The 11,305-nt window shown below is 64.6% G+C and carries 11 protein-coding genes and 1 pseudogene; 3 read left to right on the top strand and 9 right to left on the bottom strand.

Annotation, left to right across the window (positions count from 1 at the left end):
* Nucleotides 1-38: 38 nt before the first annotated feature.
* From DWQ67_RS05685 to DWQ67_RS05670, 5 genes are all read right to left on the bottom strand, one after another.
* Nucleotides 39-1,376: a PhoH family protein gene (locus DWQ67_RS05685; RefSeq protein ID WP_121484636.1), complete on the bottom strand. Its 1,338-nt coding sequence runs from the start codon at nucleotides 1,374-1,376 to the stop codon at nucleotides 39-41.
* 132 nt (nucleotides 1,377-1,508) lie between these two features.
* Nucleotides 1,509-2,123, bottom strand: coding sequence for a hypothetical protein (locus DWQ67_RS13610; protein WP_147433628.1), 615 nt, complete (start codon nucleotides 2,121-2,123; stop codon nucleotides 1,509-1,511).
* A gap of 100 nt (nucleotides 2,124-2,223) precedes the next feature.
* Complete coding sequence (locus DWQ67_RS14325; RefSeq protein WP_158595381.1) at nucleotides 2,224-2,649, bottom strand: alpha/beta hydrolase; 426 nt, start codon at nucleotides 2,647-2,649, stop codon at nucleotides 2,224-2,226.
* Complete coding sequence (locus tag DWQ67_RS05675; protein ID WP_147433627.1) at nucleotides 2,601-3,569, bottom strand: alpha/beta hydrolase; 969 nt, start codon at nucleotides 3,567-3,569, stop codon at nucleotides 2,601-2,603. The genes DWQ67_RS14325 and DWQ67_RS05675 overlap by 49 nt, the downstream gene beginning before the upstream one ends.
* 268 nt (nucleotides 3,570-3,837) lie before the next feature.
* Nucleotides 3,838-4,599, bottom strand: a complete 762-nt coding sequence (locus tag DWQ67_RS05670) for an isoprenyl transferase (RefSeq protein WP_121484633.1) — start codon at nucleotides 4,597-4,599, stop codon at nucleotides 3,838-3,840.
* Between the two features lie 238 nt (nucleotides 4,600-4,837).
* Here DWQ67_RS05670 and trhA point away from each other — a divergent pair, with 238 nt between their 5' ends.
* The gene (gene trhA / locus DWQ67_RS05665; protein WP_121484632.1) at nucleotides 4,838-5,533 is read left to right on the top strand and encodes a PAQR family membrane homeostasis protein TrhA; all 696 of its coding nucleotides are present in this window, start codon (nucleotides 4,838-4,840) and stop codon (nucleotides 5,531-5,533) included.
* Between the two features lie 93 nt (nucleotides 5,534-5,626).
* Here the strand turns inward: trhA and DWQ67_RS05660 are convergent, their stop codons facing one another.
* Together DWQ67_RS05660 and mca are read right to left on the bottom strand one after the other, a co-directional pair.
* A complete protein-coding gene (locus DWQ67_RS05660) occupies nucleotides 5,627-5,962 on the bottom strand; it encodes a hypothetical protein (RefSeq protein WP_233555932.1) in 336 nt (111 codons plus the stop codon).
* A 102-nt stretch (nucleotides 5,963-6,064) separates the two neighbouring features.
* A pseudogene (gene mca, locus DWQ67_RS05655) lies at nucleotides 6,065-7,093 on the bottom strand (mycothiol conjugate amidase Mca).
* A 101-nt stretch (nucleotides 7,094-7,194) separates the two neighbouring features.
* Between mca and DWQ67_RS05650 the strand changes: the two are divergent.
* A complete protein-coding gene (locus DWQ67_RS05650) occupies nucleotides 7,195-7,647 on the top strand; it encodes a DUF4307 domain-containing protein (protein ID WP_121484631.1) in 453 nt (150 codons plus the stop codon).
* A gap of 238 nt (nucleotides 7,648-7,885) precedes the next feature.
* Nucleotides 7,886-8,377, top strand: coding sequence for a transcription elongation factor GreA (gene greA / locus DWQ67_RS05645; protein ID WP_121484630.1), 492 nt, complete (start codon nucleotides 7,886-7,888; stop codon nucleotides 8,375-8,377).
* Between the two features lie 102 nt (nucleotides 8,378-8,479).
* On the opposite strand, the gene ilvA is transcribed toward greA, so the two are convergent.
* Nucleotides 8,480-9,763 (bottom strand): threonine ammonia-lyase, encoded by a 1,284-nt coding sequence (ilvA, locus tag DWQ67_RS05640; protein ID WP_233555931.1) that lies wholly within the window; start codon nucleotides 9,761-9,763, stop codon nucleotides 8,480-8,482.
* Nucleotides 9,760-11,241: an AI-2E family transporter gene (locus tag DWQ67_RS05635; protein WP_233555930.1), complete on the bottom strand. Its 1,482-nt coding sequence runs from the start codon at nucleotides 11,239-11,241 to the stop codon at nucleotides 9,760-9,762. The genes ilvA and DWQ67_RS05635 overlap by 4 nt, the downstream gene beginning before the upstream one ends.
* Nucleotides 11,242-11,305: the final 64 nt, after the last annotated feature.

Here is an 11,305-nt window from a genome sequence, read left to right as displayed (position 1 = left end):
CGGATCACCCGATTCCTGCCGCCGTTTTCGGTCAACCCTTACCGCATCGCGCCATCCAGCAGATCCGCTACGAGGGCTGCGACCTCACTGCGCTCGGAGCGAGTGAGCGTCACGTGCCCAAAGAGGCGGTGCCCCTTCAGGGTCTCCACGATCGCGGCGATGCCGTCGCCGCGGCCCACGTGCAGGTTGTCCCGCTGGGCCACATCATGCGTCAGCACCACGCGGGCGTTCTGGCCAATGCGCGTCATGACGGTCAGCAGAACGTTCTTCTCCAGGGACTGCGCCTCATCAACAATCACGAACGCGTCATGCAGCGAGCGACCGCGAATGTGTGTCAGCGGCAGCACCTCCAACAACCCGCGCTCCACGACCTCCTCCAGAACGGCGGGCGAAACCAGCGCCTCCAGCGTGTCCCGCACGGCCTGCCCCCAGGGGCCCATCTTCTCCGCCTCGGACCCGGGCAGGAACCCCAGGTCTTGGCCGCCCACCGCGTACAGCGGGCGGAAGACGATGATCTTCTTGTGCTCGCCGCGCTCCAGTACCGCCTCCAGTCCTGCGCATAGGGCCAGCGCGGACTTGCCGGTTCCGGCGCGCCCGCCAAGCGAGACAATCCCGACGCCCGGATCGGAAAGCAGGTCGATCGCCAGTCGCTGCTCGGCCGAGCGCCCACGCACGCCAAAGACCTCACGATCCCCGCGCACCAGTCGCAGCCCGCCGTCGGCGTGCACGCGCGCCAGGGCGCTGGAGGTTCCAGCGTGGATCACCACTCCGGTATTGACCGGCAGCTCGTCCACTTCAGGCGTGTAGACGGCGTCGCCTGCATAGAGCTGCTCGACGGCGGCCGGCGCCAGTTCCAGCTCGGCCGTTCCGGTCCAGCCGGTGTCAGTGACCTGCTCGTGTAGGTATTCCTCGGCACCAAGCCCCAGCGCTGAGGCCTTCAGCCGCAGCGGCAGGTCCTTGGAGACCAGCACCACGTCAGCTCCCTCGGTGGAGAGGTTCAGCGCCACCGCGAGAATGCGCTGGTCCGCCTCACCCCCGGCACGGAATCCCGCGGGCAACCCTGCGGTGGAGACGTGGTTCAGTTCCACCCGCAACAGGCCGCCATCCCCGACCGGCAGCGGCTTATCCAGGCCGCCGTTCGCGGCACGCAGGTCATCCAGCAGACGCAGTGCTCGGCGGGCAAAGGGGCCCACCTCCAGGTCGTGGCGCTTGGCCTCAAGTTCGGAGATCACCACTGCAGGCAGCACCACGAGGTGCTCGGCGAATCGGTGCAGGGCCCTGGGATCGGAAATCAACACGCTGGTGTCCACCACGTAGGTGCGCACGCCGGTGGGGGTGCCCGAGGTCGTGGCCGCGGGCTGGAGAGTCGTCGTCATGGCTTTCCCCTTATCTGCCGGGGGTCGGTTACCCCCGACACCGCCAAGCTATGCCCGGGCAAGAAACGTCTGGGCGGGCCACGCGGTAGTGGCAGGTGAACGGGCCACGAACTTCAGGCGTTGCAAGTCGAGCTACGAGGACAGTGGGATGACTGGATCGTCCCAGCTCGGCAGCTTCTCCCGCACGCTAGGTAGCGAAGTCTCTGGAAAATCACGAGGTTGTCGCAGAGCTACTGACCTCCCGAGTGCGTACGAATCATTGCTCCAAAACAGCTTGCTAGCGACCTCCAAGGAGTACTGCCCATTTTTCTGAACAAGATACTCAACCTGATAGCCGTCTTTTGTCATTGCCCTAAGGTAAAAAGAGCCGGAAATCTCTGTCTCCGTCACAGTCCAGGCCTTCGACTCGAAATAGCGCCGGACCGGATCTAGATCAGACCTTTCGCCTTTAGCGCCACTCGGGAAATGGGCCCTGTTCAGCATTATGTAGTAAGAATTCTCCCCATTGGCCCCTTTCAAGTAATCCCAAGCTACACCGTTGGGTGCGGGATTTGGGGAAATTCCACTGCCGATCCAGTGCCACGATCCTCTATCGATTGCGTTCTGACTCTGTTCAAGAATCTCTCCAGCCCGATCAGCACGTTTTATGGCCAGGTCAAATTCTTGCTCTTGCCCGAGTTTTGCAACGTCCCCTTGAGTCAATCCATCTGCATCCAACTCTGACGTGATTGGAGTGGCTTCCGGCATAGACTCACCCTTTGTCTGATTATACGAGCATCCTGAAGTAAGGCCAAGTAAAAGAATTCCCACCATAATTGCATGGAGTTTCAAGCGATTTTTTGACATATTAAGGCCTACCTCTTTTGATAATCTCTATTATATGTGAGAGGCTTGTACTTCCGGGCGTCAGATAGCCAACGCCTCCTTCCAGATGCGCTGAATGGCCATCAACTCCCCTTAGCCCTCCCTCATCGGTCGCCGAAAAGTCGATCGCTCCAAGATCTTGAGGATCCTTTCGACTTTGACCGCCGGCACCCAACCCGGCGTTTGCAACCAGATCCAATTCGCCCTTGGTTCTGAATATTTGGTCGGCATTAATAGCGGTAACGGGCTGATCCAAAGTAAACCCCACCGAGCCGTAGTTCACAAAAGAATTGACTCGGTACCTTGTTGCCCAAAGTCCCTCTGCGGCCGTCGTGGATCCATACGAATGCGCCAATACATTTACCCGTTCCGGGGCATCACCCCCGCGCGCCGCGCGAAACCCATCCATGAACCCATCCATGAACCCATCAAACCTGATGCCCCCACGCTTCGCATAGCCAGAGTCTGCGACTTAACCGCAGACATTTGATCTTTCATCGAAGTCAAGGTTGTCTGAGCCCCTGGCACGTTCACCGTGACATTGTTGGCTGTGTCCATATTCCCAATCGATATTGATGCAGTGAGGGCCTTGTCTGCAATTCGTAGGCCCACTAGCTGGGCCACGCGGTTCTCGGCCAATGAACACCTTACTGCCGCGACTTTATCAGCTTCGGCGAGGCCTTCATTCAATCCCTTGAGTTGTTCATCAAATTCTTGACGGCTGAACCCAGAGCGATACCCGCCCAGTATTCTATAAGCTACTTCCGGGTCCTTCAAAGCAGCATCAAGCGCTTGGCGCGAGGCAACGTTTCGCGCCGATGCTGGTATGCCGCCCATATTTTCAATCTCAAACTGGACATTAAGCGGAAGTGCGCGAATGTCACCGGGGGTCAATCCGAGTTTCTTCCATTGCCGAGCCGCCTCTTCGTAGGAGCTCAAGCTCCTCTTGAAAAGGCGTCCGGGCCGGCCTGTGATCTGTTCTGCCACAATCATGGCCAGGACGCTGTTACTGAGTCCGCCGCTGCCCGCCTTCTCGAACGCAGCCGCCACTGTATCGGCGAAGGTGGCGTCAGTACCGTTTTCGCTCCGCCACCTTGTACCGCCCGAGACCAACGTCATCTGTTCCACGGGAACCCATGAGCAGGCCGCTTCGAAGGCAGTCCACGCACGCTGGAAATCGTCAAGATTGCGGCGATCCGTGGAATCGTTGGCCCTCAACGTCGTCGCGAAGTACTTGAGATTCTTGGGCCGAGCAGAGCTCTGACTCGCCGCAATGGGCGTCGGCCTCATCTCCGGCTCGTTTGGCTTTTCATCAACAACATCAACCACGGTTGGCGGGATGCCTACGGAGTCACGTTCTTTTTGCCTGGTGCGCCACCGTGAGAGTGCACCCTCACGAGCCCGCTCCCCATCAACTGTGCGGAAGAAATCGCTGACGTAGCCGCCCCAGCGTCAAAAACAACCCCCATGAGTGTCCCCCTTGCCACAGCGGCGATACGCCGTCGGCGTCAACCGGAAATTGCCATCTTGTCTTTACGACATTGACTGTAGCAAATACCGTCGCGCTGAAGCTCAGATTCTCAGGAAGACGGACCCTTCAGCCCCCGAAGCGGCGCGAGCGCAGCTCAAAGTCGCGCAGAGCGCGCAGGAAGTCCACCCGGCGGAAGTCCGGCCAGAGCGCTTCGCAGAAATAGAACTCGGAGTATGCGGACTGCCAGGTCATGAAGCCGGAGAGGCGCTGCTCGCCGGAGGTCCGGATGAGGAGGTCCGGGTCCGGCTGCCCGGAGGTGTAGAGGTGACGGGAAATGGATTCGGCGTCCATTGACTCGGCGATCTGCTCGGTGCTGCGCCCGGCGGCGGCCTGCTCCAACAGGAACGAGCGAACGGCGTCCACGATCTCGCGGCGCCCACCGTAGCCCACGGCCACGTTGACGTGCATGTCCTCGCGATCCCTGGTCCCGACCTTGAGCTCTTCCAGCTTGGCCGCCAGCGACGCCGGCAACAGCTCGATGGCCCCGACCGGCTGCACGCGTGGCCCCCCGGGCTCACCCAAGAGGGACAGGGTGTTTTCGATGATCCCGAGCAGGTCCTCGAGCTCCTCAGAAGGGCGGCTCAGGTTGTCTGTGGAGAGCATGTAGAGCGTGACCGTCTGAATGCCGAGCTCGCGGCACCAACCAAGGAACTCGTGGATCTTGTCCGCGCCGGCCTGGTGCCCCTCAGCTGTGGGTGCGCCAGCCAACTTGGCCCAGCGGCGATTGCCGTCCACAAGAACGCCAATGTGCCGCGGGAGTTTCAGAACATTCAGCCCACTGGCCAAGCGCCGCTCATAAAGGCCATAGAGAAAGGCGGGCCATTGCATCCGGCCTCCTGAAGGCGTCCGTGGCGGGCGGCGCAGCGGTGCGCCGGGTGAAGATGAGTGAAGCTGGGGCTGGTTCTGAGAAAGCCCCGGGCAGTACGAGGGACCCACATGGGCCCCTGCTCACGGTACACCGCACGGCGCCGATTCCCGAGGCACACCGGCGTTTGCGCGTCCGACTCCCAGCCTGCCCCCAGCCGTCTCTGGGCAACGCCCGCGCTAGTTCCCGTAGGCTTATTCCATGCCCCATACTGCACGACGCTCGGTGACGGATAGCGCCCCCGCTCCGAGCACTCTTGTCGAAGAAATCAAGCCGCATCTGCGTGGCTGGCTGCACGCCGGAGCGGCGCCGCTGACGCTGATTCTTGGCATCATTCTCATTTGCTTGGCGCCCGGCCCGGCCGGCAAGGTCACCTCCACCATCTACGTGCTGACGGCGCTGAGCCTGTTCACCATGTCCGCCGTGTATCACCGCGGCAACTGGACCCCCAAGGTCAAGCGCGTCCTCAAGCGCCTAGACCACACCAACATCATGTTGGTCATCGCTGGCTCCTACACGCCCCTGGCCTGGTTCCTGCTGCCCCGCCAGCATGCCGAATGGCTCCTGATCGGCGTGTGGACAGGCGCCGTCCTTGGCGTGCTCTTCCGCCTCTTCTGGACGGATGCCCCGCGCTGGCTCTACACGCCCGTGTACGTGCTGCTTGGCCTGGCCTCCGTCATCTTCATGGGCGAGTTCTTTGCCGCGAGCGTCCCCGCCGCGACCCTGATCTGTGTGGGCGGTGCGCTCTACATCACCGGCGCCGTCTTCTACGCGATCAAGCGCCCCAACTTCTCCCCGCAGTGGTTTGGCTTCCACGAGCTCTTCCACGCGTTCACCATCGGCGCCTTCACCTGCCACGCCATCGCGATCTTCATCGCTGTGCTCGGCGCGCGCTGATCCTGTATCTGTGAACCGGCACACAGAACGAGGGCCTCACCACTTGCCGTGGTGAGGCCCTCGTTCTGTGTGTCCAGTGACGCGTCCGGCTGCCTAGCGACGCGGCGGTTCGTCGTCGGAAAGGTCCGGAGAATCGGTGCCTGCGGCAGGCGTGCGCTGGCCCGGTGCCAGATCGGCGGCCCGGTTCGCGGCCTCTTCCTCGCCGGCCACCACCATCTCAGCCTGGCGTTCCTGCTGCTCGGACTGATACCGGATCCGGCGGATGCGCCGCATCATGTCAACGATGAGCAGGATCACCACCACCGCTAAAAGGCCGGTCGCCACAAAGCCCGCAAAGCCGGGGCCAATGTCGCGGAAGCGGTCCTCGTTGGTGCTGGGCACTGACGGGGTGGTGGTCGCGGCCAAATATGCCGAGAACAGGGTCTGCACGGGGGGCCTCTCGTCCTACACGGTCGGCAACGTGCCAACCACCCACTATCTTAACGGCCAGAATCCTGCCCGACGCCGCTGGGTCGCCTACCGGCGTCCCGCTCAGTGGGCGGCGTCGTCCGGGTGGTGCCCCGCGTCGTCGAGCACTGCATCGCTCTCACCGGGGCAGTGCGCCGCCGGCGCGTTCTCGGAACGGCCCACCGCATCCCCCACGCCGTTGCGCAGGCCAGCGAAGACGTCCGCCTCTGGCAGCTGCGTCTCCACGCGGGTCAGCGCCAGCGTGTAGTCCTCCCACGGGTACACCCGGGCGGCCAGCGCGGTCGGGACCGCAAAGAAGAAGCCGTTGGGATCAACCTGGGTTCAGTGTGCCAGCAGGGCGGCGTCGCGGCGGTCCATGAAGTCCGCCACGGGAATGCGCGTGGTGGTCTCGTGGCGGGCAGCGCGGCCGGTGCCGGTGCGCTCCTCTTCCTCCAGCCACTCCAGACGGTCCTGGAACGGGGACTCCAGGCCCGCATCAAGCAGACCCTGGTGCCAGGCGCGGAACTTCTCCGGGGCAAAACCGCGGTCGTAATACACCTTGGACACGGTCCACGGCTCGCCAAGCTCCGGGTACTCCGCCGCCAGGCCGGAGGCGCGGAAGGCCTCCATGGACACCTCATGGGTGCGGATGTGATCCGGGTGCGGGTACCCACCGTTCTCGTCGTACGTGACAATCACGTGCGGCTTAAAGGAGCGAACCAGGCGCACCAACGGCGCGGCGGTGGTCTGCAACGGCTGCGCGGCAAAGGCGCCAAAGGGAAGCGGCGGCAGCGGGTCACCCTCCGGCAAGCCGGAGTCCACAAAGCCAAGCCACCGGTGCTGCACGCCCAGGGCGGCCACGGAGCGGGCCATCTCCTCGCGACGCAGCCCACCAAGATCGCGGTGGGCACGGGCCAATTCGGTGGCCTCTGCCACCAGAATGTCGCCACGCTCGCCACCGGTGCAGGTGGCAACCAGCACATCCGCCCCGGCGGCAACATAGGCGGCCATCATGGCCGCGCCCTTGCTTGCCTCGTCATCCGGGTGCGCGTGCACCGCGAGAATGCGCAGGCCGCTGGAATCCGGGAGGGACGTAGGTACTGCTTCTTCCACGGCGGGACTTCCTTATCAACTGAATTTCACACGAATTGAGCTGTACTGCGCATCTATGACCCGTCGGCTGTTGCACCCGACAGGCGGTAAGCTGAGGCACGATGTCTTCCCCCGCCGCGGCCACCGGTGAACAGCTTCCGGAGCCAGCCACCAGCCTAGCCAATCGCTACGGGCGTCCCAAGCGACGCCTGACCAAGCGCGCCAAGTTGATCCTCTCCTCCATTCTTGTGCTGGCGTTGATCCTGGGCGCACTGTTCCTCTCCACGCGCAATACCAAGACCTTTGAACCAAAGGACGTGGCGTTCAGCCTGGTCTCAGATCGCCAGACCGATGTCACGGTGGCGGTCTCCATGAAGGCGGGAGAGAAGGTCACCTGCGGCCTCCAGGTCCTGAGCGAGGACTTTGGCGTGGTGGGCTACAAGGAGGTGCTCTTTGACGGGAGCTCCCCGGAGCTGAAGCCCAGTGGCGGCCGCGTCACCGTGCAGCACAAGGTGCCCATCCGCACGGTCTTTGCCGGGGTCTCCGGCGGCTCCGACGCCTGCTGGAATAGCTAGACCCGACACGCCCCCCTCCCCTTCGTTGGGCGCTTCCAGGCATCGTGGGTAGACTCCTGAATCAACGTGGAACCGCCCCGTCGCACACCACAGTCGGGATTGAACCGAACGTGGTCCATCGACGGGGTTTCTTGTTGCCTAAGGGGCCAGCCCACCCGGCTGGACCGTGAGAGCAACGCCCGGTTCCGCGACGAGTGCCAGCACCGTCCCTCCGGGGCGGCCCAACAAGGAGGATGACGTGGCGAGCAACAACGAATCCGAGGTGTGGTTGACGCAGGAAGCGTACGACCGCCTGAATAACGAGCTCACCGAACGCACCGGCCCGCTTCGCGCCGAGATCGTCGAGCGCATCGAAGAGGCCCGCTCCGAGGGTGACCTCAAGGAGAACGGTGGCTACCACGCCGCCCGCGAGGAGCAGGGCAAGAACGAGGGGCGCGTGGTGTACCTCAAGCAGCTCCTGGAGCAGGCACAGGTGGGCGAGGCCCCGGCCGACGACGGCATTGTGGAGCCCGGCATGGTGGTCGTCGCGACCATCAACGGCACCAAGACCACCTTCCTCTTCGGCTCCCGCGAGATTGCCGATGACGCGGACATGGACGTCTTCTCGGAGAAGTCCGCGCTCGGCGCGGCCATCCACGGCAAGGGCGTCGGTGCCAAGTTCACCTACGAGGCACCCAACGGCAACGAGATCCCCGTGGCCGTCATCTCCGCCAAGCCCTACAAGGGCTGATTCCCGGGGTTTTTAACCCCCTGTTCGACGACGCGAGCCCGCCTTCCGTACGGAAGGCGGGCTCGCGTCGTCGGGCACCTTTTCACCCGGGTGCGGGTCCCGCTAGTTGATGACCTGCGGGTCGTAGCCCACCTCGCGCAACGCCGCCAAAACCCACTGGGAGTGCTCAGCGCCCTTGGTTTCCATGTCAATCGTGATCGCGACCTCCCCCATGGAGAGCTCGCCACCAATCCGGGTGTGGTCCACGCGCGTGACGTTGGCGTCGTTCTCAGAGATCACGCGGGAGATGGTCGCCAGCTCACCGGGACGATCCTGCAGCATCATCCGCACGGTGACGTAACGACCGGCCGCCGCGAGGCCACGCTGGATCACCTTGAGCATCAGCAGCGGATCAATGTTGCCGCCGGAGAGCACCACGGCCGTCTTGGTGGGCTCAAAGCCCGCCGCGGCCAGCGTGCCCTCCAAGAGCGCCGCCACGCCCACTGCGCCGGCCGGCTCCACCACCAACTTGGAGCGCTCAAGCAGGAAGACCAGCGCACGAGCCAGGGCGTCCTCAGAGACCGTGACCACGTCATCCACCAGCTCGCGGATGATCTGGAAGGGCAGCTGGCCAGGACGGCCCACGGCGATGCCATCCGCGATGGTGCGCACGCGCTTGAGCGGCACCAGCGCGTCCGCCGCCAGGGAGGGAGGGTAGGCCGCCGCATTCTCCGCCTGCACGCCAATCACGTTGATGCTGCGCCCCAGCTCCGCGGCACGGCCCTTGAGCGCCACCGCGGTCCCGGCCAGCAGGCCGCCGCCGCCCACCCCCATGATGACCGTCTCAACATCGGGGTACTGATCCAGGATCTCCAGGCCAATGGTCCCCTGACCCGCGATGATGTCCGCGTGGTCAAAGGGGTGCACAAAGACGGCGCCGGTCTGCTCCGCGTACTCCTGCGCGGCGGCCAAGGCCTGGTCCACGTTGTCCCCGTGCAGCACCACCTCCGCGCCGTGATCCTGCGTGGCGGCCAGCTTGGGAAGGGCCACGCCAAGCGGCATGTAGATGCGGGCCTTGATGCCAAGGCCCTTGGCCGCCTGCGCCACACCCTGGGCGTGGTTACCCGCGGACGCCGCGACCACGCCGCGGGCCTTGTCCTCCTCAGAGAGCTGCGCCATGCGCACGTAGGCGCCACGCACCTTGAAGGAACCGGCGCGCTGCAGGTTCTCCGCCTTCAGCCAGATGGGCGCGCCGACCAATTGTTCCAAGGCACGGGAGTGGTGCAGGCCAGTCTTCTCCACCACGCCCTCTAGCAGGCTGGCGGCGTTGCGGACGTCTTGCAGGGTGACGGGCAGGTGGGCCGTCGGATCCTCTCGCACCGCGGCTGCGGCGGACGTTGTACTCACGGGTACTCCTTTGAGGCCCCAGCCGGCGGCTCAGGGCTTTCTTGCTGCTGTGACGGCTCCTGCTCAGTGGCGGGGCTGTCTGGGACGTCCGGGGACGCCGCCGTCTCGGGGTCTTGGACGGGGCTCACGGCCGGATCTCGTTCCCAGGCACGGGTGGCCAGGTACTTGACTACGGTGTTGACAACGGCGATCACGGGCACTGCAAAGAGCGCACCGGCGATGCCAAAGAGCAAGGATCCTCCGGCCACCGCGAGCACCACGGCGAGCGGGTGAAGGCTCACCGCGCGGCCCATGATGAGCGGCTGGAGGATGTGGGATTCAACCTGCTGCACCAGCAGCACCACGCCAAGCATGATGAGCGCAATGACCCAGCCGTGGGCCACCAGGGCCAGGAGCACGGCGATGGCTCCGGTGAGCAGGGCACCAAGGATCGGGATGAAGGAGCCAAGGAAGACCAGCACGGAGAGCGGCAGGGCCAGGGGCACCTGCAAGATCGCGGCGCCTGCGCCAATGCCGATCGCGTCGATGAGCGCCACCACCAGTTGCACGCGCACGTAAGAGACCAGGCTCTTCCACCCCTGGCGGCCGGCGCCGTCCACGGCCGGGCGGGCCTTGCGCGGGAACAGGCCGGAGACCCAGCGCCAGATCCGCTCCCCCTCCAGGAGGAAGAAAATCAGCGCGAAGAAGGTCAGGAGCAGGCCGGCGCCCAGGTGCGTCAGGACGCTCACGCCGCTGGCCGCGGACCTGAAGACCTCGGAGCTGTTGTTCTGCAGGGCCTCCACGCCCTTGGCCACCCACGAGTCCACTTGCTCCGTGGTGACGTGCAGGGGGCCGTTGGCGAACCAGTCCTGGATCTGGGCCAGCCCGGCGCGGGCCTGTTCCACCAGGTCCCGGGCCCCGTGGGCCATGGTGCTGCCCACTAGCCAGAGCGCCCCTCCCACCACCACGAGGAAGAGCACAAAGGTGGCGGCGACGGAGAGACCGTTGGGCCACTTCAGGCGCTGGCGCAGCAGGTTCTTGAAGGGAAGCAGCAGGCCGGCCAGGAGTGCGGCGACCATGAGGGGGATGACCAAGGTGGAGACCTGGGAGAGGCCCCAGAAGACGCCGGCGCTGACCAAAATGACGACGGCGATGCGCCAGGAGTAGTCCCCTGCGATCTTCAGACCAGGAGGAACGTCCGGCTCGGCGCTGAGCTTCTTCGCGGTGCTCTTGTCCTTGTCCGGGCCGCGGCGCGGGGAACGAAGCGCCACGCGCCCGGCGTCCGTCCCGTAGCTGGCATCGGCGCGGTTGGCTTCCTCAATGCGGCGGCGGGCGGCCTCAAGCCACTCGGGAGCCGCGCCGTCGCGGGCGCTGCGACGCAGCGTCCACCGCGGTCGTTCCTTGGACATCCCTGATCCCCCTGAGGTGACGTAGCGATTGGTGACGCAAATAAAGGTGACGTTCACCGGCTGGGCCGACACGCGCCGTCGTGCAGGCATAAAGCAAGCGTGGCGCGCCTCGCAGCGGCCCTGGCTAAACCGTACTCCGGCCAGGCGCTCGGGC

Origin of the sequence: Galactobacter caseinivorans (assembly GCF_003640665.1) — a bacterium.
Taxonomy (GTDB): Bacteria; Actinomycetota; Actinomycetes; order Actinomycetales; family Micrococcaceae; genus Galactobacter; species Galactobacter caseinivorans.
The sequence above is the reverse complement of the archived record's forward strand: the minus strand, read 5'-3'. Positions and strand labels throughout refer to the sequence as shown.